18 protein-coding genes, 3 tRNA genes and 1 pseudogene are annotated in these 23,350 nt (G+C 71.5%); 10 read left to right on the top strand and 12 right to left on the bottom strand.

The genetic code is table 11. The annotated features are described in order from the left end of the window. Positions 1–13: 13 nt before the first annotated feature. Positions 14–853 carry a MurR/RpiR family transcriptional regulator gene (locus tag ACE4Q9_RS22830; protein ID WP_397986082.1) on the bottom strand — a complete coding sequence of 280 codons (840 nt, stop codon included), beginning with the start codon at positions 851–853 and terminating at the stop codon, positions 14–16. Positions 854–954: 101 nt separating this feature from the next. Between ACE4Q9_RS22830 and ACE4Q9_RS22825 the strand changes: the two genes are divergently transcribed. Next, a complete protein-coding gene (locus tag ACE4Q9_RS22825) occupies positions 955–1,791 on the top strand; it encodes an EamA family transporter (protein ID WP_397987301.1) in 837 nt (278 codons plus the stop codon). Positions 1,792–1,829: 38 nt separating this feature from the next. On the opposite strand, the pseudogene ACE4Q9_RS22820 reads toward ACE4Q9_RS22825, so the two are convergent. Next, positions 1,830–2,760 (bottom strand): annotated as a pseudogene (locus tag ACE4Q9_RS22820) (anti-sigma factor RsbA family regulatory protein). Positions 2,761–2,937: 177 nt separating this feature from the next. On the opposite strand from ACE4Q9_RS22820, the gene ACE4Q9_RS22815 reads away from it, so the two are divergent. The 3 genes from ACE4Q9_RS22815 to ACE4Q9_RS22805 all read left to right on the top strand — a co-directional run bounded on the left by ACE4Q9_RS22815 (position 2,938) and on the right by ACE4Q9_RS22805 (position 6,020). Then, entirely contained in the window at positions 2,938–3,621 is a 684-nt protein-coding gene (locus ACE4Q9_RS22815) for an ANTAR domain-containing response regulator (protein WP_397986081.1), read from the top strand. Positions 3,622–4,553: 932 nt separating this feature from the next. Further along, a complete protein-coding gene (locus ACE4Q9_RS22810) occupies positions 4,554–4,988 on the top strand; it encodes a hypothetical protein (protein ID WP_397986080.1) in 435 nt (144 codons plus the stop codon). Positions 4,989–5,195: 207 nt separating this feature from the next. Further along, a complete protein-coding gene (locus ACE4Q9_RS22805; RefSeq protein WP_397986079.1) occupies positions 5,196–6,020 on the top strand; it encodes an SAM-dependent methyltransferase in 825 nt (274 codons plus the stop codon). Between the two features lie 55 nt (positions 6,021–6,075). Here the strand turns inward: ACE4Q9_RS22805 and ACE4Q9_RS22800 are convergent, their stop codons facing one another. The 6 genes from ACE4Q9_RS22800 to ACE4Q9_RS22775 all read right to left on the bottom strand — a co-directional run bounded on the left by ACE4Q9_RS22800 (position 6,076) and on the right by ACE4Q9_RS22775 (position 8,972). Further along, on the bottom strand, positions 6,076–7,059 hold the full coding sequence (locus ACE4Q9_RS22800; protein ID WP_397986078.1) for a Scr1 family TA system antitoxin-like transcriptional regulator: 984 nt from the start codon (positions 7,057–7,059) through the stop codon (positions 6,076–6,078). 110 nt (positions 7,060–7,169) lie between these two features. Then, positions 7,170–7,409 (bottom strand): DUF397 domain-containing protein, encoded by a 240-nt coding sequence (locus tag ACE4Q9_RS22795; RefSeq protein WP_397986077.1) that lies wholly within the window; start codon positions 7,407–7,409, stop codon positions 7,170–7,172. Between the two features lie 331 nt (positions 7,410–7,740). Further along, on the bottom strand, positions 7,741–8,061 hold the full coding sequence (locus ACE4Q9_RS22790; protein ID WP_397986076.1) for a hypothetical protein: 321 nt from the start codon (positions 8,059–8,061) through the stop codon (positions 7,741–7,743). Positions 8,062–8,567: 506 nt separating this feature from the next. After that, positions 8,568–8,644 (bottom strand) — tRNA-Ile (locus ACE4Q9_RS22785). Between the two features lie 176 nt (positions 8,645–8,820). Continuing rightward, positions 8,821–8,893 (bottom strand) — tRNA-Asn (locus ACE4Q9_RS22780). 6 nt (positions 8,894–8,899) lie between these two features. Further along, positions 8,900–8,972: transfer RNA gene (locus tag ACE4Q9_RS22775), tRNA-Asn, on the bottom strand. 158 nt (positions 8,973–9,130) lie between these two features. On the opposite strand from ACE4Q9_RS22775, the gene ACE4Q9_RS22770 reads away from it, so the two are divergent. From ACE4Q9_RS22770 to ACE4Q9_RS22755, 4 genes are all read left to right on the top strand, one after another. Then, positions 9,131–9,436: a YtxH domain-containing protein gene (locus tag ACE4Q9_RS22770; RefSeq protein ID WP_397986075.1), complete on the top strand. Its 306-nt coding sequence runs from the start codon at positions 9,131–9,133 to the stop codon at positions 9,434–9,436. Between the two features lie 29 nt (positions 9,437–9,465). Next, positions 9,466–10,914: an FGGY-family carbohydrate kinase gene (locus ACE4Q9_RS22765; RefSeq protein WP_397986074.1), complete on the top strand. Its 1,449-nt coding sequence runs from the start codon at positions 9,466–9,468 to the stop codon at positions 10,912–10,914. 179 nt (positions 10,915–11,093) lie between these two features. Beyond that, a complete protein-coding gene (locus ACE4Q9_RS22760; protein WP_397986073.1) occupies positions 11,094–12,827 on the top strand; it encodes an ABC transporter ATP-binding protein in 1,734 nt (577 codons plus the stop codon). Then, positions 12,827–14,755, top strand: coding sequence for an ABC transporter ATP-binding protein (locus tag ACE4Q9_RS22755; protein ID WP_397986072.1), 1,929 nt, complete (start codon positions 12,827–12,829; stop codon positions 14,753–14,755). The genes ACE4Q9_RS22760 and ACE4Q9_RS22755 overlap by 1 nt, the downstream gene beginning before the upstream one ends. Positions 14,756–14,790: 35 nt before the next feature. Here the strand turns inward: ACE4Q9_RS22755 and ACE4Q9_RS22750 are convergent, their stop codons facing one another. The 4 genes from ACE4Q9_RS22750 to ACE4Q9_RS22735 form a co-directional block, all read right to left on the bottom strand. Continuing rightward, positions 14,791–15,891 (bottom strand): RNA polymerase sigma factor, encoded by a 1,101-nt coding sequence (locus ACE4Q9_RS22750; protein ID WP_397986071.1) that lies wholly within the window; start codon positions 15,889–15,891, stop codon positions 14,791–14,793. Between the two features lie 81 nt (positions 15,892–15,972). Further along, a complete protein-coding gene (dnaG, locus tag ACE4Q9_RS22745) occupies positions 15,973–17,880 on the bottom strand; it encodes a DNA primase (RefSeq protein WP_397986070.1) in 1,908 nt (635 codons plus the stop codon). Positions 17,881–18,025: 145 nt separating this feature from the next. Beyond that, positions 18,026–19,291 (bottom strand): NAD(P)/FAD-dependent oxidoreductase, encoded by a 1,266-nt coding sequence (locus tag ACE4Q9_RS22740; protein ID WP_397986069.1) that lies wholly within the window; start codon positions 19,289–19,291, stop codon positions 18,026–18,028. A 104-nt stretch (positions 19,292–19,395) separates the two neighbouring features. Beyond that, positions 19,396–20,685 (bottom strand): deoxyguanosinetriphosphate triphosphohydrolase, encoded by a 1,290-nt coding sequence (locus ACE4Q9_RS22735; protein ID WP_397986068.1) that lies wholly within the window; start codon positions 20,683–20,685, stop codon positions 19,396–19,398. A gap of 285 nt (positions 20,686–20,970) precedes the next feature. Between ACE4Q9_RS22735 and ACE4Q9_RS22730 the strand changes: the two genes are divergently transcribed. Then, positions 20,971–21,672, top strand: coding sequence for a vancomycin high temperature exclusion protein (locus ACE4Q9_RS22730; RefSeq protein ID WP_397986067.1), 702 nt, complete (start codon positions 20,971–20,973; stop codon positions 21,670–21,672). Positions 21,673–21,674: 2 nt separating this feature from the next. Then, a complete protein-coding gene (locus tag ACE4Q9_RS22725; protein WP_397986066.1) occupies positions 21,675–23,147 on the top strand; it encodes a membrane-associated oxidoreductase in 1,473 nt (490 codons plus the stop codon). Positions 23,148–23,350: the final 203 nt, after the last annotated feature.

Here is a 23,350-nt window from a genome sequence, read left to right as displayed (position 1 = left end):
TCGGGGCGGGCGTTCAGTAGGCGTGGTCGGCCGTGATGTCCGCCGACAGGTCGAGCCGGCGGCGCGCGGTCTCGGGGCGCAGGCCCATCAGGAGGTGGGTGAGGGCGTCCACGGCGGCGAGGTGGGCGATCCGGCTGGCGGAGGTCTCCAGGCCGAAGACGAGGTCCTGGCCGCCGGCCACGAGCACCGGTCCGCTGGTCTCGCTCAGCGGTGAGCGGGCGTAGCTGGTGAGCGTGACCACGGTGGCCCCGGCCCGCCGGGCGCGGCGCGCGGCGTCGACGGTGGTGCGGGTGGCCCCGGTGTGGCTGATGGCGAAACAGACGCCGTCCGGCGGGAGTTGGGCGGCGGCGAGCTGGGCGGTGAGGGGGTCGGGCGGTGCGTCGACCTGGCAGCCGAGGGCGCGCAGCCGGTAGGCGGCGTCGAGGGCGACCGCGCCGGAGAGCCCCGCGCCGACCACGACGACGCGCGACGCGGCGTGCAGGGCCTCGGCCGCGGCGGTGAGCGCGCCGGGGTCGAGGGTCGCGGCGAGTCCGTCCAGGGCGTCGCGGGAGGCGCCCAGCGTGGCGGCGAGCGCGTGCGCGGCGGGCTCGTCCACCGGCGGCGGGGGCGGTTCGGGCGCCTGCCGCGCGGCCTCCAGCTTCAGCTCCTGGAACCCCCGGAAGCCGAGCCGCTGGCAGGTGCGTACGACGGTGGAGGACGCGGTGCCGGCCAGCGCGGCCACATCGCTGACGCTGAGGTGGACCAGCGCGGCGCCCTGATCGAGCACCACCCGCGCCACGCGCGCCTCGGTCTCGCGCAGCTCGGGCAGCCGGGCCCGGATCCGGGCGGAGAGGCTGGCGGAATTTCGTTCCATGGCCTTAGCGTACCGTGGAATTCCATTCCACAACCGCCCCCGACCCCCGTCCCCGCCCGCTCCCCCTCCCCGCCAGGAGTCGCTCCGCCATGCCAGGAACCATGTCCGCGCCCGTGCTCGCCGCCGTCCTCACGGCCGCGGTGCTGCACGCCGTCTGGAACTCGATCGCCCACCGGATACCGGACAAGCTCATCGGATTCACGCTGATCAGCGTGGCCTGCACCGGGTGCGCGGCCGTCCTGGTCTGTCTCACCCCGCTGCCCCCGGCGGGCGCCTGGCCGTTCCTCGCGGCCTCGGCCGCGCTCCAGGTCACCTCGCAGCTGTTCCTGCTGCGCGCCTACGAGCTGGGCGACTTCGGGCAGATGTACCCGCTGGCCCGCGGCGTCGCCCCGCTGCTCGTGGCCATCGCCTCGGTGACCCTGCTCGGCGGGGCGCTCACCGCGCTCCAGGGGGCGGGGGTGCTGCTGGTCTCCGGGGGCCTCGCCGCCCTGGCCCTCGCCTCCGGCCGCATCCGGCGCGCCCAGCTTCCCGCCCTCGGCGCCGCGCTCGGCTCGGGCACGATCATCGCGTCGTACACCCTGGTCGACAGCGTGGGGGTACGGCACTCGCCCGACGCCCTCGCCTACACCGCCTGGCTCTTTCTGCTCCAGGGGCCGATCATGCCCGCCATCGCGCTGGCCCGGCGCCGCGGCGGGCTGCTCGCCCAGGTGCGCCCGGTCCTCGGCACCGGGCTGCTGGGCGGGGTGCTGTCCATGACGGCGTACGGCCTGGTGGTCTGGGCCCAGGCACACGGCGAGGTCGCCGCGGTGGCCGCCCTGCGCGAGACCGGCATCCTGGTCGCCGCGGTCATCGCGACCCTGCTGTTCCGGGAGCCGTTCGGACGGCTGCGGCTGGTGGCGGGGGCGGTGGTGCTGACGGGGATCGGGCTCATCCGCTAGGCCGCTGAGGCGGGGTGATCCGAACGCCGCCCCGGCCGTCATCCGTCGATGTGGCAGCGGATCGTCGTACCGGCTGGCCCGTGTGCGTGCGCACAAGGCCGGCCACCAGGCTGACCAGGAGCAGGCCCCGGCCGCCGCGCCGGCCGGGGGCGGCGGGGCGGTGGCCGGCCAGCGGACCGGTCAGCCGGCCCGCGTCGCGCACCTCGCACAGCACCTGGCCGCCCCGCGCCCACACGGTCAGCGTGCCCGAACCCCCGCCGTGCAGCACGCTGTTGGTGATCAGCTCGGCGGTGATCAGCGTGAGGTTCTCCAGCGCCTCCCCGCGCAGCCCGAGCGCCGCGCCCTGCTCCGCGGCCCGGTGCCGCACGGCGGACAGCCGCTCCGCGTCGAACCACACGTGCAGCACACCGGGACCGGCGGCCGGGGCGGGCGGCAGCGGGACGTTGTGGCGGGCGACGGCGCCCTCCGGGTCGTAGTCCGCGCTGGGCCGCTCCTCGGCGCCCTCGATGACGACGGGACGGGTGGTCCGGGCGTCGGCCAGCGCCCGCGGGTCCGGCGCGGCGGTGTCGTACGGGCACAGGATGGTGACCTCCCGCCCCCGGAACGCCGCGTCGATCAGCGCCTCGTGCCGCACGCAGGCGGGGTACTCGGCCGGGCCGCGCCCCGCCCGGACCGGCTCGCCGATGATCCGGGTGCGCCGTCCGGGCGGCTGGGCATCGGCGAAGGCGCGCAGCACACCGGGGATGATCCGGCCGGGGTTGCGCCCCGCCTCCCGCATGTCGAGGAAGCGCACCCCTTCCCGCTCCGCGCCCAGCGCGTCCCGGATCAGCGCCCGCTTCTCCCCCGGTACGGCGACGGCGACCGGCTCGCCGGCGCCAGCGCGGCGCGGACGAAGGGGACGGTGCCGTCGAGGTAGGCGCGCCGGTCGCTGTAGAAGAGCGCGGGGTGCGCGAAGGGCTCGCCGCTCATGAGACACCTCGCTTCCCGGCAGCGTGGACCACGCCCGCGCCTTCCCTCGGCGGCACGAGCCATACGGCCCGATTCCCGCGCGCGGTTCCGGCCGTTCTCCCGACCACAGGGGGTGTAGCCGCGCGCACGCAGGGCAGGCGATCGCGTGGCGCCCTTGGAGCGAGCGGGAGGGGAGACATGACCTCAGCGGGACCCGCAGCCCACACCGCGGGACTGGACGCGCTGGTGATCGACGCCTGCCTGGAAGGCCGGCGCGCCCTGCTGACGGCCCGCGGCGAACTGGTCCACGGCGGCACCGACACCCTCGGCGACGCCCTGGCCGCCCTGCCGCCGGACATCACCGCGGTCGAAGTGGACCTGGCCGGGGTGTCCTTCCTGGACACGACGGGGCTCGCCTGCCTCGACCTGCTGAGCGAGTACGGCCGGCGGCACGGCGTACGGGTCACCACCCGCGGTTGGCGGGGCCAGCCGCGGCGCGTCCTGGAACTGGTCGGCCTGGACACACGGAACCCGCTGCGCACCGGTGCGGCCGCCGCGCCCGACCCCGCGGTCCGCACCGCCTCCGCGGTCGCCCGCGAACGCGCCGAGCAACTGGACCTGCTGCGCCTGGAGATAGCGCAGCTGCGGCACGCCCTGGATTCCCGCCCGGTGATCGACCAGGCCCGCGGCGTCCTGATGGCGGCCCACGGCTGCACCCCGGACCAGGCATGGGAGATCCTGCGCGAGGCCTCCCAGCACTCCAACACCAAGCTCCACCGCATCGCCGCCGCCATCACCGCGAGCGCGACCCCCGACGGCCCGCCCCCACCGGAACCTCTGCGCCGTGCCCTGCGCACGGCCGCGGCCCACCACGCCCCCTGAGGCGCGGGCGACTTCAGTACGGCAGCACGCGCCCCGACGGCGTCCTGCGATCGATCTCCTGCTCCCGCGGCGCGACGGGCCGCCGGCTGACACGTACCCGGATCCGACGGTCCATGACGCCTCCCTCTGCCGACATCGGTAGGAGGTCCGTGCCCACGGGAGGGGGACTTCAAGCCCCGCGGCGGCCACGGATCCACGCCGTGACCTCCGCGCGCCGTGACGCCGAGTGTCCTCCGTGCCGCGGAAGCACGTCGTGGCCGGCAATCACTGGCTGCGCGCGCGGACGGCAGTGACGGGTAGTGGCACACGGTGGCCCGGCGGGCCGGGGCTCCGGCGTACGGGGTCGCGCTGCCGGGGCACTTCGCGGCCGGGTTCGGAGTCGAGTTTTTCGAACCCCAGCACAAAATTGACCGTACTCGACCGCTATTAACCGGGGGATTGCGCAGGCGTTCGACGGCCCTATGCGGGACCCAGGAAGCTGTACGGTTCTGCTCAATGGCCCTTCCCCATGAGCGGGTTGCCCCACCCGGTGGTAGGACATCGGGCGGGGCGAGCGGGTCGATCACGGAAGACGAGGCGCATCCATGCATGACCGACCCTCCCTGAAGCAGGCGAGCCCGCCCCAGGTGGCTTCCCACGCTAGCAGGGGCGGCAGCACCTCCACGGGATTTCGCCACCTGCGCGCCACCCCCGTCCTGGCTCAACTCGGCTTCCTGCACACGCCGTTCACACTCACCTGAGCAGAGCAGGCGTTTGAACCCGCCCCTCTGAACTCTCCCCGGCCCATGCGCTCGACGCCGGGCCGGTGCACCGGGAAATCGGCTGAACCCCGTTCCCCGCCAGAGGCGTTCACCGCGCTCCGCGCCCTTTGCGCCCTCCAAAGCGTGATTGCTTTTCGCATACCCACGGCTCGACGCTGCACGGGAGGCACGATGCCCAGTTCACGCAGGCCCTCGATGGGCCTCGCCGGCTACACAGCGTTCGTTCAACTCCACCGGTCCGGCTACGAGATGTACGCCAGCGCCCGGCTGGGCGACAGCAAGCTGGCCATGTCGGTCGTGGCGGAGGTCCTGCGCAAGGCCGAACTGAGCTGGGACACGCTGATGCTCCGCGAAAACCCGCTCGCCCTCACCTGGCGAGCGCTCCGCGACTCGGTCACGGCGGCCCGAACCGAGGTGCGCGACCGCCGAGCCGACGGCCTGCACCGCACTCTCCCCGACCAGCCCGCCGATGCCGTGCTCTTATGCGAGGAACTCGGCATGGACGCCAAAGCCGCAGCGGCCCTCATGGGCCTGGACGAGCCCGAACTGCACATGCAGATCCAGGCCGCCCGCAGGATGCTGACCGGCCTCGGCCACAGCCGGTAAGGAGCCGCCCGCCACTCCCGCCCCTCGAACGCCGCCTTCCGCGTGGTGCACCCGAGCGCCCCCGGCGCAAGTGCGCCACGGCTTTGGCATGCCGTGTTACACGTTCACCCGTGCGGGTAGTTTCAACCGAGAATCCTGCAATCCAACGCATCCCCGGCCATCACAATTGCGTGCTGGCAGGAGCTTTCGGCGAACGTAGGGGACGACGTGAACGACGGAACAGCCGATTCACAAGATCAGATTGACATGCACACACCCAGTGCGGCGCGAATGTACGACTATCTCCTAGGCGGGCACTATAACTACCCGTCCGACAGGAGCGCCTGTGATCAACTACTGACGACCGCGCCCAGCACTCGGGAGCTCGCGGTCAACAACAGGGCCTTCCTCGTACGCGTCGTGCGGCACATCGCCAGCCACTACGGCATCAGGCAGTTCATCGACCACGGGTCCGGCCTTCCCACCCAGAGCAACGTGCACCAAGTCGCACAGAGTGTCGATCCGGGCTGCCGAGTGGTCTACGTCGACAACGACCCGATGGTCCTCGGCTATGGCCGCGCGTTCCTGGAAGAGAACCAGAACGTCCTCATCCTGCCATCGGATATGCGGGAGACCCGTAAGATCGCGGCCGACGCCGCGCAGATCATCGATTTCGGCCAGCCGGTGGCAGCCCTGTTCGTCTCTGTACTGCACTGCATCCCCGACGACAGCCTGGGCAATCCGCGCAGGATGATCGAGGACACGGTACGCCTGCTCGCGCCCGGCAGCGTCGTGGTGATCTGCCAGCTCGTGAGCGAGGACGCCCGAATCCGCGACGAAGTGACGGAGCTGATGCGGGAGCGGACCGGCGACCGTTGGGGTCGCGTACGGACGAGGGCCGAGGTGAACGACTTCTTCACCGTTCCCCGTCTGCGTATCGAGGAGGAGTTCGGCTTGCGCGACGTCACCGACTGGCGGCCGGACACCGACCTGGTCCGCCGTCAGCAGACACAGGAGTGGATCGAGTACGGAGGCTTGGCCACGGTCGACTGAATCCGCGGGAACGGATGCCTCTCGTATCCGTCTCCGGGGAGGGACATCCATACCGTCATGCGCTTGAGCGGGATCGGAGACGGTCGCGGTGCCACTCAAGCGCGTCGACGATCAGCTTGCGGCTTTCCACCAGTCCGGGGGCCTGTTTGATGACCCCGTCACTGAGATCCTGGTAATCGAGATAGTCCGAGTCGGCTTCCTCACCGGCGAGCGGGCCGCGGTGAAACTCGGCACGCGCGCCGGCCTCGGTGTAGATGACATCAGGCGCGGCGAACGAGCCCTTCGCGAAGCTGAGCCGAATCAAGGCCGTGACCTGGATCGCGAGCGGGTTCACCGCCTCGATGACACGGATGGCGACCGGAGACTTCTCGTCGTCCACATAGCGCAGCAAGGCCGTCAGCTGCTCGATCATCATCTCGGTCTCGCCGAAGTCGGCGTAAAGGGCGCCGCAACGAATGAAGAAGGTGGACCTCGGCTGGCTGACCTCGAACCGCTCAGCACGCCGGCGACGGACATCGATGATCCGATCGGCCAGTCTGCGCTGGCCGGCCAGCAACGTCTTGGCCGTGACCACCTCGCGGTACCTGGGAGTCTGGAGCACTCCCGAGATCACATTGGTGTCGATGACGATCTGCCGCTCGGCCCATTCCTCCAGGCTCGTGAGGCGGAGCATCGAGTCCGACACGGCCTCGCGGTACGCGGCGCCGGCGCGGGCGCGGACTGTGCTGGCCCAGCCCTCCGCGGAGGCATCATGGGCGAGTCGGAGAAGGTCCCGCCGCCGCGGTCCGGGGCGGACTCCGAGTGCATCCAGCAGGGCTTCGACCACAGCGGGCTTGTCGATCCGCGTCTCGCCGTTCTCGATCCGGCTGTAGACCGACGCCGATACCTTGATCCTGGCCTTCTGCAATACCTGGCGTTGCGTCAGGCTGCCGCGCTCGATCTTCATCTCCGCGCCCAGCAGCAGAGCGGGCACGCCCCAGGAACCCGGCGGGTCGGCTGCCGCTCGCCCGAACTGAACTACACGGTCTTCCACGGCCACAAGGCCCCCTTGGGCAAAACTCGAATCACCCGAATGGTCGGGTCAAGCATCACACAAAGGGGGCACTGCGGTCACGCCACGCCGCTGGAGAAGGGCGTTTAATCTACGTCTCAAATCGCCATGTGGTCGAATTCGCCGCCCTTGACCCCGGACAGGAGCGCCTCGACCTCCAGCGCGGTGAAGACCAAGGCCGGGCCGTCCGGGAAACGGCTGTTGCGCACGGCTACCTGACCGTCGTTCAGCTTCCTCATCTCGACGCAGGCACCGGCACCCTGACTGACTCGAGCCTTCTGCCAGCTTCCGGTCGCCTGAATCAGGTCCGCCTGCATGCCATTGAAGTACTGGCTCATGATCGCCTACCTCCGTTGTCCGATTCCATGCCCACTCTCCCGATTGTCATACTTATTGAGAAACCCCCTGGTCGCGCTTCCAGGAAATCCCGTACGGGATTCTCAGAGCGGGCGAGTTGAATCATCCACCCCGGAAATCGAACAACACCACTCCCTGATCGAGTGATTACCACTCCACCCCTGCACGCCTCCGATCGGAATCTGATAACACCATCGGAAAAATTCGATCGTCTGCGGTCCTTGGCCGGCCGCGCGGTGGCCGTGTCGTTCGTCCGGTCCGACGCCGGACCCGCAGTCGCCGTGGTCAGCTCGCGGCGCTCGCTGCTGCACATCATCTCGGTGCCGATGATGAGGACCGGTCCTCATGCCGCGTCAGGTCGGGGTACCGGCGGGCACCGCCGGACTCAGCCGCCGACTGGCTCTGCGCCGCCTCTTCGGCGTCCACGGCCAGCGGATGCCCGGCGTCCACCCGGAAATCGCCTACCAGGCACAGCAGATCGCCGCCCGGAGGAAACAGCTCCAGGCGCAGAAGGCCCGGCCCAGGACCTGTGGACGACCGGCGCGACACCGCGTATCCCCCCGCAAGAGCCGCGGACGCCGGATGACGGTCGCCGAGTACGTCATCAAGCGCGTCGACGCCCGCCTCGGCCACACCGGCAGCGTCAGTGTCCCCTGGGGTCGACTGGAGGCCCTCGACGGCGTTCGGGTCCTCGGAGTCCAGCGGGACGGACCGGTCTCTCCGGCTGATCGGCACCACACAGGGCGGCGGCGTGCGCCGAGCCCAACGGCGACGGTTCGGCGGTACCTCGGCTGGACCGGATACGCCCCGTCGAAGCAACCGGTGACTGACGCTCCGCGTACCTACGGAGCCCGCCACCAAAAACATCGAGCCCTCCGCGGATCGCTCGGGCCGAAGCGAACGGCTCACCGGCAGGGGCGGCAGCCATCGCCTGTGACGGCGGTCACTCCGGGATGAACGGGCCATGCACGAGGAGGACCGGCGCACGAGACCTCTACGTCGCTTCGCCGCACGACTCGTCAAGGAGTGCCCCGGCCCCGTTCCCCGCGCCCACCGCACGACCACGCTCGACCGAGCCGCCTCCCCCCGGCCTGGAGCAGAACGAGGAGAGAGGTTTTCCGCAGGCCCTAGGCGTGCGCTGGTGGGGCGGGTGGGACTCGAACCCACGGCCGACGGATTATGAGTCCGCTGCTCTAACCGGCTGAGCTACCGCCCCATAGCGGCGTGTCGCGTACAAGTGTGCGCGCCGTCTGCCGCAGCATAGCCGCTCATACGATCTCCTGCTTCGGATGGTCGGCTTCCGCGCTGCTCACGACCTTGAGGACATCCGTGCAGGCGCGGCGGTTCCCGCGGACATGAAAAAGGACCCCTGAGGGGCCCTCGTTCAGCGTGCTCCCCCGACTGGACTCGAACCAGTAACCTGCCGGTTAACAGCCGGCTGCTCTGCCAATTGAGCTACGGAGGACCGAAGCTCCCCCGACTGGACTCGAACCAGTAACCTGCCGGTTAACAGCCGGCTGCTCTGCCAATTGAGCTACGGAGGATCGCCTCGTTCGCATCGAACGCCCCTCCCTGGGTATTCGCCGGGGGGCGGTCGCTCGCTGCGACACATACATTAGCGCAAGCAGGGGGGTGCTCCGCCAATCGGTACCCTCGGGCACCGCGTCGCACCACAGACCTACGCACGGGAAGGGTGGCAGCCATGCGCTACCGGCTCACGTTCATCGCCGGACTGGCCCTCGGTTACGTACTCGGCACTCGGGCCGGACGCGAGCGCTACGAGCAGATCAAGAAGTCCGCTCGTCAGTTCGCCCAGAACCCGGCCGTCCGCAACACCGCCGAAACCGCCGCCCAACAGGGCCGCACGTACGCCGGCAAGGCCGTCCACACCGTCTCCGACAAGGTCGGCGACCATGTGCCGTCGTCCGTGGCCCAGCGGGTGCGCTCGCTGCGGGACCGCACGTCGGGCGGCTCGGCGGGCGACGACTGGGGCACCAGCAACACCTAGCGCCTCGCGCATACGGCAATATTCTCCGCATGGGGATAGTCGCCGGTCTGGACAGCTCACCTGATTTCACCCGCATCGTCGTCTGCGACACGGACACCGGTGCCGTGCTCAGGCAGGGGTACGCCCCCCATCCGGTCGATGCGCCGGAGGGGACCCGCCCGAGCGACGTGGACCCCCAGGCCTGGCTGCTCTCCCTCGGGGAGGCCGCCGGCGGGGGTCTGCTGGAGGGGGTCCAGGCCATCGGCGTCTCCGCCCAGCAGCACGCGCTGATCCCCCTGGACGCCCAGGGCAACACCGTGCGCCCGGCCCTCGTCGGTGGTGACCGGCGCGCGCAGGTCGCCGCCGCCGACCTCGTGGACGCCCTCGGCTCCCGCGAGGCCTGGGCGCAGGCCGTCGGCTGTGTGCCGGGCGCCGCGCAGCCGGTCACCAAGCTGCGCTGGCTCGCCCGCAGCGAACCCGAGAGCGCCCAGCGCACCGCCGCCCTGCTCCAGGCCCACGACTGGCTGGTCTGGCAGCTGCTCGGCCGCCCGGCCCGGCGCACCACCGATCGCGGCGGGGCCTCCGGCACCGGGTACTGGTCCGCGGCCACCGGCACCTACCGCCCCGACCTGGTCGAGCTGGCGCTCGGCCACCAGGCGATGCTGCCGGAGGTGATCGGCCCCGCCGAGGCGGCCGGTACGACCCCGGAGGGGCTGCTGATCTCGGCCGGCACCGGGGAGACCATGGCGGCCGCGTTCGGGCTCGGGATCGGGCTCGGGGACGCGGTGGTCTCCCTCGGCGCCTCCGGCTCGGTGATGGCCGTGCACCCGCAGGCGCTGGCCGACCAGTCCGGGATGATCACCTCGCTCGCCGACGCCACCGGCATGCACCTGCCGGTCGTCACCACCCTGAACGCCGTGCGCACCCTGCGCGGCACCGCCGAACTACTCGGCCTGCCCGACCTGGGCAGCCTCTCCGAGTTGGCGATGAAGTCCACACCGGGCGCCCACGGCCTCGTCCTCCTCCCCTACCTGGAGGGCGAGCGCACCCCGAACCTGCCGCACGCGGCGGGCACCCTGACCGGGCTGCGGCGCGAGTCGATGAAGCCGGAGCACCTGGCGCGGGCCGCGTTCGAGGGCATGCTGTGCGGGCTCGCCGACGCCCTGGACGTGCTGCGCGGGCGGGGCGTGGAGGTGCGGCGGATCTTCCTGCTCGGCCCGGCCGCCGAGCTGCCCGCCGTGCAGGCCGCGGCGCCCTCGCTGTTCGGCGCGCAGGTCGTCGTACCGCAGCCCGCGGACTACACGGCGATCGGCGCGGCCCGGCAGGCGGCCTGGGCGCTCGGCGTCTCGCGGGGCACGCTGGACCCGCGTACCCCGCCGGCCTGGCAGGGCGCGGCGGCGCAGGTCCTGGAGCCGGGCGAGGAACTGGCCGCCGGGCAGGCGGTGCGGCAGCAGTTCACGGCGGTGCGGGAGCAGACGCACCCGGCCGCGTTCCACTAGGCGGCACGGAACCGAGTGGAGCGAAACGCCTCAAACCATCCCGCAACACCTGGCACCCATAAGGCCGTACGAGAATCCGCTGCCGGGTTAATCAGTTGAGGTAACGCGGGTGGAGTGTCGGACGATAGGGGGCAAGGGCAGACCGACCTGCCCCTGCCGCCCACTCCGAGAGACGTAGCGTGCTCATACGACTTCTACGGACCTATCTCAGGCCCTACAAGAAACCCATAACCCTTCAGGTCCTGCTCCAGTTCCTGCAGACCTGCGCCACCCTGTACCTGCCCACCCTGAACGCCCACATCATCGACAACGGCGTCGTGAAGGGGGACACGGGTTACATCCTGTCCTTCGGGGCCCTGATGATCGGCATCTCGCTGGTGCAGGTCGTGTGCAACATCGGCGCCGTCTACCTGGGCGCCCGTACCGCCTCGGCGCTCGGCCGGGACGTGCGCGGCGCCGTGTTCGACCGGGTGCAGTCCTTCTCCGCCCGTGAGGTGGGTCACTTCGGCGCGCCCTCGCTCATCACGCGGACGACGAACGACGTCCAGCAGATCCAGATGCTGATCCTGATGACGTTCACGCTGATGGTGTCGGCGCCCATCATGTGCGTCGGCGGCATCGTGCTGGCGCTCGGCCTGGACGTGCCGCTGTCCGGGGTGCTGATCGCGGTCGTGCCGGTGCTGGCCATCTGCGTGACCCTGATCGTGCGCAAGCTGCGGCCGCTGTTCCGCACCATGCAGACCCGCCTGGACAAGGTGAACCGGGTGCTGCGCGAGCAGATCACCGGCAACCGGGTCATCCGCGCCTTCGTCCGCGACGAGTACGAGCAGGCCCGCTTCGGCCGGGTCAACGGCGAGCTGACCGAGATGCAACTGGCCACCGGGCGGCTGCTGTCGCTGATGTTCCCGATGGTGATGACCGTGGTGAACGTGTCCTCCATCGCGGTGGTGTGGTTCGGCGCGCACCGCATCGACAGCGGCGGGATGCAGATCGGCGACCTGACGGCGTTCCTCGCCTATCTGATGCAGATCGTGATGTCCGTGATGATGGCCACCTTCATGTTCATGATGGTGCCGCGCGCCGAGGTGTGCGCCGAGCGCGTCCAGGAGGTCCTGGAGACGGACTCCAGCGTGCTGCCACCGCTCGCGCCGGTCACCGAGCTGCGCCGGCACGGGCATCTGGAGCTTCGCGCGGCCGGCTTCCGCTATCCGGGTGCCGAGGAGCCGGTGCTGCGCGCGGTCCAGCTGGAGGCCCGGCCCGGCGAGACCACGGCCGTGATCGGGTCCACCGGCAGCGGCAAGTCGACCCTGCTCGGGCTGGTCCCGCGGCTGTTCGACGCCACCGAGGGCGAGGTCCTGGTGAACGGCGTGGACGTCCGCGAGGTCGATCCGGCGCTGGTGGCACGGACGGTCGGACTCGTGCCGCAGAAGCCGTACCTCTTCGCGGGCACCGTCGCCACGAACCTGCGCTACGGCAATCCGGACGCCACCGACGAGGAGCTGTGGCACGCGCTGGAGGTGGCGCAGGCCAAGGAGTTCGTGAGCAGGCTGGAGGGCGGCCTGGACGCGCCGATCGCCCAGGGCGGCACCAATGTGTCGGGCGGTCAGCGCCAGCGGCTCGCGATCGCGCGCACGCTCGTGCAGCGGCCGGAGATCTACCTGTTCGACGACTCCTTCTCCGCGCTCGACTACGCCACCGACGCGGCCCTGCGCGCCGCGCTGGCCGAGGAGACCGCCGAGGCGACCGTCGTCATCGTCGCCCAGCGGGTGGCGACCATCCGGGACGCCGACCGGATCATCGTCCTCGACGAGGGCCGGGTGGTCGGCTCCGGCCGGCACCAGGAGCTGATGGCGGGCAACGACACCTACCGGGAGATCGTGCTCTCCCAGCTGACGGAAGCGGAGGCCGCCTGATGTCCGGGCCCATGGGACGCATGATGGCCGGGGGCGGCCCCGACCAGCGGTCGATGGACTTCAAGGGGTCGGGCAAACGCCTGATCTCCCAGTTCAAGCCCGAACGGCTCACCGTGTACGGCCTGCTGGGCTGCGTGGTGGTCAGCGTGGCCCTCAGCGTGATCGGCCCGAAGATCCTCGGCCGCGCCACCGACCTGGTCTTCTCCGGCATCATCGGTCGGCAGATGCCCGCGGGGGCCACCAAGGCGCAGGTGCTGGCGCAGATGCGGGCGCACGGCAAGGGCGCCATCGCGGACATGCTCCAGAGCACCGACTTCACGCCGGGCAAGGGCATCGACTTCGGCGCGGTCGGCGACGTACTGCTGCTCGCGCTCGTCACCTTCACGGTCGCCGGGCTGCTGATGGCCGTGGCGACGCGGCTGGTCAACCGGTCGGTGAACCGCACGATGTACCGGCTGCGCGAGTCCGTGCAGGCGAAGCTGTCGCGGCTGCCGCTGTCGTACTTCGACCAGCGCCAGCGCGGTGAGGTGCTCTCGCGGGCGACCAACGACATCGACAACATCGGGCAGACGCTCCAGCAGTCGATGGGCCAGCTGATCAACTCGGTGCTGACCATCGTCGGTGTGCTGGCGATGATGTTCTGGGTCTCCTGGATCCTCGCGCTGGTCGCGCTGGTCACGGTGCCGCTGTCGTTCTTCGTGGCCACACGGGTCGGCAAGCGTTCGCAGCCGCACTTCGTGCAGCAGTGGCGCTCCACGGGCAAGCTCAACGCCCATGTGGAGGAGATGTACACCGGGCACACGCTGGTGAAGGTGTTCGGGCGGCAGGAAGAGTCGGCACAGCAGTTCGCCGAGCAGAACGAGGCGCTGTACGAGGCCGCGTTCAAGGCGCAGTTCAACAGCGGTGTGATGCAGCCGCTGATGATGTTCGTGTCGAACCTGAACTATGTGCTGGTCGCGGTGGTCGGCGGGCTGCGGGTCGCGTCCGGCGCGCTGTCCATCGGCGATGTGCAGGCGTTCATCCAGTACTCGCGGCAGTTCTCCATGCCGCTGACGCAGGTGGCCTCCATGGCGAACCTGGTGCAGTCCGGTGTGGCCTCGGCCGAGCGGGTCTTCGAACTCCTGGACGCGGAGGAGCAGGAGGCGGACCCGGTGCCGGGCGAACGCCCCGCGGAGCTGCGCGGGCGGGTGCGGCTGGAGCATGTGTCCTTCCGGTACGACCCGGAGAAGCCGCTGATCGAGGACCTCTCGCTCACGGTGGAGCCCGGCCACACGGTCGCCATCGTCGGCCCCACGGGCGCGGGCAAGACCACGCTGGTCAATCTGCTGATGCGGTTCTACGACGTCTCCGGCGGACGGATCACCCTGGACGGGGTGGACGTGCGCAAGATGACCCGCGACGAGCTGCGGTCCGGGATCGGCATGGTGCTCCAGGACACCTGGCTGTTCGGCGGCACCATCGCGGAGAACATCGCGTACGGCGCCTCGCGGGAGGTCACGCGGGGCGAGATCGAGGAGGCCGCGCGGGCCGCGCACGCCGACCGGTTCATCCGGACGCTGCCCGAGGGGTACGACACCGTGATCGACGACGAGGGCACGGGGGTGAGCGCCGGTGAGAAGCAGCTCATCACCATCGCGCGGGCGTTCCTGTCCGACCCGGTGATCCTGGTGCTGGACGAGGCGACGAGTTCCGTGGACACGCGGACCGAGGTGCTGATCCAGAAGGGCATGGCCAAACTCGCCGCCGGGCGTACGTCGTTCGTGATCGCGCACCGCTTGTCGACCATCCGGGACGCGGACACGATCCTCGTCATGGAGAACGGCTCCATCGTCGAACAGGGCGCGCACGCCGAGCTGTTGGCGGCGGACGGAGCGTACGCCCGCCTGTACAAGGCGCAGTTCGCGCAGGCGGTGGCCGAGGTGGACTAGGCGGGACGGGGGCCGCCCGCGGGTGGCCCCCGTGCTCAGTCCAGGTAGCCCCTCAACTGGTCCGCGTACGCGTGGTCCCTGAGCTTGTTGAGGGTCTTGGACTCGATCTGGCGTATCCGTTCACGGGTGACGCCGAAGAGGCGGCCGATCTCCTCCAGGGTGCGGGGGCGGCCGTCGAGGAGGCCGTAGCGCAGCTGTACGACCTTGCGCTCGCGCTCGCCCAGCGTGGACAGCACGGCATCCAGGTGCTGCTTGAGCAGCAGGAACGCGGCGGACTCCACGGGGCTCGCGGCGTCGCCGTCCTCGATGAGGTCGCCGAGCGCCACATCGTCCTCCTCGCCGACGGGGGCGTGCAGCGAGACGGGTTCCTGGGCGAGCCGCAGCACCTCGCCGACCCGCTCGGGCGGGAGGTCGAGATGGGCGGCGACCTCCTCGGGCGTCGGCTCGTACCCCCGCTCCTGGAGCATGCGGCGCTGCACGCGTACGACCCGGTTGATCAGCTCCACGACATGGACCGGGACGCGGATGGTGCGGGCCTGGTCGGCGAGGGCGCGGGACATGGCCTGGCGGATCCACCAGGTGGCGTACGTGGAGAACTTGTAGCCGCGCGCGTAGTCGAACTTCTCCACGGCGCGGATCAGCCCGAGGTTGCCCTCCTGTACGAGGTCGAGCATGGTGAGGCCGCGGCCGACGTACCGCTTGGCGACGGAGACGACGAGCCGCAGATTGGCCTCGATCAGCCTGCGCTTGGCCACGCGTCCCATGACCACCAGGCGGTCCAGGTCGTGCGCCAACTCCCCGTCCAGATAGGGGGTGTTACTCAGCTTCTCCTCCGCGAACAGCCCGGCCTCCACCCGGCGGGCCAGCTCGACCTCCTCGGCGGCGGTCAGCAGCGGGATGCGGCCGATCTCACGCAGGTATTGCCGGAACAGATCGGCGGACGGCCCGCCGGTCTCCGGGTGCCGTGCGGCACTCCCCTGTGGTGGCACCGCCACGAGAACGTCCGGCTCCGCGTCCGGCTCGTCCGCGACGGGACCGGTGCCGCTGGGGGCAGGGGTGAGGGTCTGGGTCTGCACGAGGGCGACCTCCAGGATGTACGCCGGACTCGGCACCCCCAACAGTGTGGAGGAAGACACATCGCCGCCACGAGGGGTGTGCGGTGACTTTTTGCGTCCGGTCCGTGACCCGCTGCTGACGGCGGCCCACCGGGGGCGGGTCTAGAGCGCCGCCGCGCCGCGTTCGCGCAGGGACTGGTCGTACTGCTGGAGGATCCACATCTCGTTCTGGACGGCGGCCAGTTGGCTCGGGTCGCCGCCGGTGGACAGGCGGGTCATCTGGAACTCGATGTCGCGGATGCGGCGTTCGACCGCGCGGCGGCGGATCTGGACCAGCACGGTGCCGGCGTAGATCTCGTCCACGGTGCGGCGCAGGATCGGTTCGACGGCCAGCTCGGTGACCAGGGCGCGCACGGTGTCGTCCGGCGCCGCCTCGCGGACCCGGACCAGGTACTCCTGCGGGTCGCTCACGCCGAGCTCCGCGCCGCCCGCCTCCGCGATGGTCTGGCGCACCGCGGCGTACGGCGGCGCGGTGAACTCGTCCACCCCGTACGCGTCGAAGGCCGGGGAGACCAACTCGGGCCGCTGGAGGGCGAGTTTGAGCAGCTCGCGTTCGGCGGCGTAGACCGGGTTGCGCAGGGTGAGGGCGGCCCCGGAGTTCGCGCCGCGCGGGGCCGCCGCCCACTGCTGCTCGCCGCCGCGCGGGCGTTCCTGCTGCGGGCCCCGGCCGCCCCGGTCCCGCGCCCAGCGGGCCAGCTGGGCCACCCGGCGCACCACGAACTGCGTGTCCAGGATGCCGAGCAGACCGGCGAGTTCGACCGCGACCTCGTGCTGCGCGCCGCTGTTCTTGATGCGGGCCACGATCGGCGCGGCCTCGTCCAGGGCGGCGGCGCGGCCCCCCGAGGTGTCCAGGTCGTACCGGCCGACGATCTGCCGCAGCGCGAACTCGAACAGCGGGGTGCGGGGTTCGGTCAGGTCGACGACCGCGTCGTCCCCCTTGGCGAGCCGCAGCTCGCAGGGGTCCATGCCGTCCGGGGCGATGGCGATGTACGTCTCGGCGGCGAACTTCTGGTCGTCCTCGAACGCCCGCAGCGCCGCCTTCTGCCCGGCCGCGTCGCCGTCGAAGGTGAAGATCACCCGTGCCGAGCCGTTGTCCATGAGCAGCCGGCGCAGGATCTTGATGTGCTCGCCGCCGAAGGCCGTGCCGCAGGTCGCGATGGCCGTCTTCACCCCGGCGAGATGGCAGGCCATGACGTCGGTGTAGCCCTCGACCACGACCGCCCGGCTGGACTTCGCGATCTCCTTCTTCGCCAGGTCGATGCCGTACAGGACCTGGGACTTCTTGTAGATCGCGGTCTCGGGGGTGTTGAGGTACTTGGGCCCGTTGTCGGACTCGTACAGCTTGCGGGCGCCGAAGCCGACGACCTCGCCGCCGATGTCCCGGATCGGCCACATCAGCCGGCCCCGGAAGCGGTCGATGGGCCCGCGCCGGCCGTCCTGGGAGAGCCCTGAGAGGACCAGCTCCTTGTCGCTGAAGCCCTTGCCGCGCAGATAGCGGGTGAGGTGGTCCCAGCCCTGGGGGCTGTAGCCGACGCCGAAGTGCACCGCCGCGTCCTGGTCGAAGCCGCGCTCGGCGAGGAAGACCCGGCCGGTCTCCGCCTCGGGGCTGTTCGCCAGCTGCTCGGCGTACCACTGCGCGGCGAGCTTGTGCGCCTCGACCAGCCGGATGCGCTCGCCGCGCTGGTGGGCCGGGTTGTACCCGCCCTCCTCGTACCGCAGCGTGATCCCGGCCTGCCCGGCGAGCCGTTCCACCGCCTCCGAGAAGGAGAGGTGGTCCACCTTCATCACGAAGGTGATGGTGTCGCCGCCCTCCTGGCAGCCGAAGCAGTGGAAGAGGCCCTTGGCGGGGCTGACCTGGAAGGACGGCGACTTCTCGTCATGGAAGGGGCACAGGCCCTTGAGGTTCCCGCCGCCCGCGTTGCGCAGCTGGAGGTACTCGGAGACCACGGCGTCGATCGGGACCGCGTCCCGTACCGCCTTCACGTCCTCGTCGTTGATCCGTCCTGCCACGCGTGAATTCTACGGTGGCGGACGGACACGGCAGGGGCACGTGGCGCACCGAGGGGGCGCGGGCCGTCGCGCGACGGGTCGGTGCCGGCGCGGCGGCCCCGCGCCGACGGCCCCCGGCAGCCCCGCGGTGGACGCGTCACCCGCCTCAGACGGCCAGCCGCTCCAACGGCACGTGCGGATCCGCCAGCGCGTCCGTGTCCACCCGCGACCGGGAGCGGATCAGCCGCTGGATGTGTTCCGTGACGTTCCACACATTCACGTTCATCCCCGCGAGCACCCGCCCCTCGCGCACCCAGAACGCGATGAACTCCCGCTTGCCCATGTCGCCGCGGATGACCACCTGGTCGTACGACCCCGGCGGCGCCCAGCCGCTGTACTCCATCCCCAGGTCGTACTGGTCGGTGAAGAAGTACGGCACCCGGTCGTACACCGCGTCCTGCCCGAGCATGGAGCGTGCCGCGGCCGGGCCCCCGTTGAGCGCGTTGGCCCAGTGCTCGACGCGGACGCGGGTGCCGAACAGCTCCAGCGGGAACGCGGCGACGTCACCGGCGGCGTAGATGTCGGGGTCGGACGTGCGCAGCCGCTCGTCCACCACGATCCCGCCTCCGTGCGCCCGGTCGGCGATCTCCAGTCCCGCGGCCTCCGCGAGCGCGACCCGCGGCACCGCGCCGATCGCCGCGAGGACGTCGTGCGCCGGGTGCTCCTCGCCGTCGTCGGTGCGCACCGCGAGGACCATGCCGTCCTGGCCGATGATCTCGGTGAGCCGACGCCCGAAGTGGAAGCGCACGCCGTGCCCGCTGTGCAGCTGGGCGAAGACATTGCCCAGCTCGGGTCCGAGCGCGGCGGCCAGCGGGGTCGGCTCCGGCTCGATCACGGTGACCTCCGCGCCGTACTCGCGCGCCGCCGCCGCGACCTCCAGGCCGATCCACCCGGCGCCGGCGATCACCAGGTGCCCGTTGTCCCGGCCGAGGGCGGCCAGCACGCCCTTGAGCCGCTCGGCGTGCGCGAGCCGGCGCAGATGGTGGACGCCCGCGAGGCCGGTGCCGGGGATGTCCAGGCGGCGGGGCTCGGCGCCGGTGACGAGCAGCAGCTTGTCGTAGCGGACGAGAGTGCCGTCGTCGCCGTAGCGCACGGTCTTGGCCGGTCGGTCGATGTGGTCGACGGTCTGGCCGAGGTGCAGCTCGATGTCGTTGCGCGCGTACCAGGCGGGCTCGTGCACGAAGACGCTGTCGCGCTCGGCCTTGCCGAGCAGGAAGCCCTTGGAGAGCGGGGGTCGCTCGTACGGGTGGTCGCGTTCGTCGCAGATCAGTATCACCCTGCCGGTGAAGCCCTCCGCGCGGAGCGTCTCCGCCGCCTTCGCGCCGGCGAGGCCGCCTCCGACGATGACGAATGTCTGATCCGCGTCGACCACTTGTCTGCCTCCTCGTAAGGGTGCCGCCACCCGCGAGCGTCCCGCACACGGGGGGCAGCCGGAAGGGGGAGTGACCCGATCAGGCCACGGGTGTCACGTTCCTCTCACATGTGCCCGGTCAGTCTCGCGTGCAGCGAGAGCGCGGAGGCGTCGGTGAGGGATGCGATCTGGTCGACGATCACCCGCTTGCGCGCGTGGTCGTCGGATGCCCCGTCGAACAGGGCCCGAAACTGCGGATCCAGGCCGTCCGGCGCGCGGACGGTGAGCGCCTCGGCCAGCTCCGCCACGATCACCCGCTGATCGGCCCGCAGCCGCTCCTGCTCGGCGCGCTGCATCACGTACCGGTCGGCGACCGCCTTGAGCACCGCGCACTCCATCCGGGTCTCGCGGGGTACGACGAGACGCGCGTCGTAGCGGGTGAGCCGGCCGTTTCCGTAGGCGGCGCGGGTGGCGGTCTCGGCGGCCAGGCAGAACCGTCCGATGAGCTGACTGGTGGCGTCCTTCAGGCGGGCCTGGGCGACCGCGGTGCCGTCGTAGCCGTGCGGCCACCACTCGGCGTCCTGGAGGCGGTCGAGGGCGGCGGCGAGTTCGGCCGGATCGGTGCCGGCGGGGGCGTAGCGGCCGATGGCCACCTCGAACACGGCCTGCCGTTCGGGCTCGGCGTGCAGGCAGTTGGGGTCGATGTGGCCGGCGTGCAGGCCGTCCTCGACGTCGTGCACCGAGTAGGCCACGTCGTCGGACCAGTCCATGACCTGGGCCTCGAAGCAGGTGCGGGTGCCGGGGGCGCCGGCCCTGACCCAGTCGAAGACCGGGCGGTCGTCCTCGTACACGCCGAACTTCCCCGAGGCGGGATCGGTGGGGTGGGCGCCGCGCGGCCAGGGGTACTTGGTGGCGGCGTCGAGGGCGGCGCGGGTGAGGTTGAGGCCGACGGAGCCCTTCTCGGTGAACCGCTTGGGCTCGATGCGGGTGAGCAGCCGCAGGGACTGGGCGTTGCCCTCGAAGCCGCCGCAGTCGTCCGCGAACGCGTTGAGCGCCTGTTCGCCGTTGTGCCCGAAGGGCGGATGGCCCAGGTCGTGGGAGAGGCAGGCGGCCTCCACGAGGTCGGGGTCGCAGCCGAGGGCCGCGCCGAGTTCCCGGCCGACCTGGGCGCACTCCAGGGAGTGGGTGAGCCGGGTGCGGGGGCTGGCGTCCCAGACCTGGCTGTGGCTGCCCGGCGTGACGACCTGGGTCTTGCCGGCGAGGCGGCGCAGCGCGGCGGAGTGCAGGACGCGGGCGCGGTCGCGCTGGAAGGCGGTGCGGCCGGGGCGTTTGTCGGGCTCGGGCGCGAAGCGCTCCAGGTCCGCGGGGCCGTAGGGGTCGGGGCCGCTGGGGCCGGGGGGTGCGCTGCCTTCCATGATTCGACAGTAGACGCACGGGGTGACGATCGGGGGTGCCGGGTGGCCCAGTCGTATGGCGGATGCGGGAATCCGGCGGCCCGGCGGCCGGGCGGACGCATCGCACGGGGAGGCGAACCGGATGCGTGCCGGTGGCGTCCTCCTTGATCGGGGCCGGTCCACCGGGGCCGGAACCGGGGCCGGGCAGGGGGCTTCGTACCAGGAGGCTCGTACCAGGGGGCTTCGTACCAGGAGGCTCGTACCAGGGAGCTTCGTACCAGGGGGCTTCGTACCGAGGGGGACCGCATGAGGATCCGACGACCGCGGCTGCCGCGCACCCGCACGGGGCAGCGGCGCCTGGTGCAGGCGGTGATGGCGGCGTGCGTGCTGGCGCTGCTGCCGGGGGCCTGGCTGTTCACGTCCACGGCGGACCGGCTGCGCACGGTCGCGGACGCGCCGCCCGCACCGGTCGCGGTGGTGTTCGGGGCCGGGCTGTGGAACGGGGCGCCGTCGCCGTACCTCGCGCGCCGTCTGGACGCGACGGCGGCGCTGTACCGCGCGGGCCGGGTCAGGGCCGTCCTGGTCACCGGCGACAACAGCCGCGAGGACTACGACGAGCCGGACGCCATGCGCACCTATCTGATCCGGCACGGCGTGCCGGCCGGCCGGATCGTCCGGGACTACGCCGGGTTCGACACCTGGGACTCCTGCGTCCGGGCCAGGAAGATCTTCGGCGTGGACCGGGCCCTGCTGGTCAGCCAGGGCTTCCACATCCGGCGGGCGGTCGCGCTGTGCGAGGCGGCGGGCGTCGACTCGTACGGCGTCGGGGTCGACGAACCGCACGACGCCACCTGGTACTACGGCGGCACGCGCGAGGTGTTCGCGGCGGGCAAGGCGGCGCTGGACGCGGTCTTCCACCCGGACCCGACCTTCCTGGGCCCGCGGGACCACGGGGTCACGAACGCGCTTGCGGAAACTGGGAGTTCGGCGCGGCGGGGGAACGGCTGAACATGGACGCAACCGAGCTGACGCCCGCCGAACGCCGGGTCCTGGACGCCTTCCCGCTCGGCGAGGGGGTCGACTTCCGGGAGGGCGAGGACGACGATCCCGCGCACGGCGCCGACTGGGGGCCCGAACGCACCGTACGGGCGGAGTTCCTGCGGGAGTTACTGCTGGCCGGGCCGGTGCGGGAGGGCCGTACGGCCGGGCTGAAGGTACGCGGCGCGCGGATCACCGGGATGCTGGACCTGAAGTACGGCACCGTCGCGCACGCCGTCCGGCTGCGCCACTGCCACTTCGAGCAGGCGCCCGACCTGTACGGGGCGCGGATCGTCGCCCTCGCCCTCAGCGACTCGGTACTGCCCGGCCTGAGGGCGGGCGCGCTGCGCTCCGAGGGGGTCGTACGGCTCACCTGCTGCCGTTTCTCGGGCCCGGTAAGGCTCCAGGGCGCCAGGCTGGCCGGGGCGCTGTTCGTCAACGGGGCGCGGTTCGGGACGCCGGACGAGGAGCCCGAGGAGCCCGTGCTCCAGCTCAACCACGCCGAGGTGGCCACGGACGTATGGGCCCGGCGGCTGGTGGCGTACGGCGAGGTACGGCTGAACGGGGCCGTCGTCGGCGGTCAGGTGCGCCTCGACGACGCGGTGCTCGACACTCCGGGCGGCACCGCGCTGCACGCCGAGGTCCTGTCCGTCGGCACCGACCTGCACGCGATGCGGCTGCGCGCACGGGGCCGGGTGAACCTGGGCGGCGCCCGCATCCCCCGTCAACTCAACCTGGCCTACGCCCGGTTGTCGAACCCCGGCGGCCATGCCCTGCGTGCCAGCAGCGGCGTCATCGGCGAGCTGTGGCTCCGGGAGGCCGCGCCGATCGAGGGCACCGTCAATCTGCGCCGCGCCCAGCTGGACCTGCTGCACGTGCCGCCGGAGGTCTGGCCCGAGCAGGTCCAGCTCGACGGTCTCGCCTACCGGGTGCTGGCCCCGCACCTGCCCGCCGGGCAGCGCCTGCCGCTGCTGGAGCGCGAACCGGACGGCGGCTATCTCCCGCAGCCCTACGAGCAGTTGACCGCCGCCTACCGGGCGGTGGGCGACGACGCGGCCGCCCGTACCGTGCAGCTCGCCAAGCTCCGCCGCCACCGCCGCACCCTGCCGGGGTACGCCCGCCTGTGGGGCTATCTCCAGGACGCCGCCGTCGGCTACGGCTTCCGCCCGATGCGCGCCGCGTTCTGGCTGCTGCTGCTCCTGTGCACGGGCACCCTCGTCTTCGCCCTGCACCACCCGCCCGCCCTCAAGCCCTCCGAGGCCCCCGCCTTCAACCCGCTGTTCTACACCCTCGACCTGCTCCTGCCGATCATCGACTTCGGCCAGGAAGGCGCGTACGCCCCGCGCGGCGGCTTCCAGTGGCTGTCGTACGTGCTGATCGCCCTGGGCTGGGTGCTGGCGACGACGATCGCGGCGGGCGTCACCCGTTCGCTGAACCGGCAATAGCCGCCCTGGAGTTGATGGCTGCGGTACGGAGATCGTCCAGCCCGGCTCCGGGGACCGGCCCCGTGCTCCGTGGTCCAGCCGTCGGCACCGGCCCGGAGGGGCCCTCCCCCGTGCCCGGATGACGCCCCGTCACCCGTTCCGCGGCCCTCGTCGCTCCATTCGTGTGTTCTTCGTACTTTCTTCTCGTGCTGCCCGGCACATTG

This window comes from Streptomyces sp. AM6-12, assembly GCF_044327085.1.
Lineage (GTDB): Bacteria > Actinomycetota > Actinomycetes > Streptomycetales > Streptomycetaceae > Streptomyces.
This window is presented reverse-complemented; position numbering and strand designations above follow the sequence as displayed.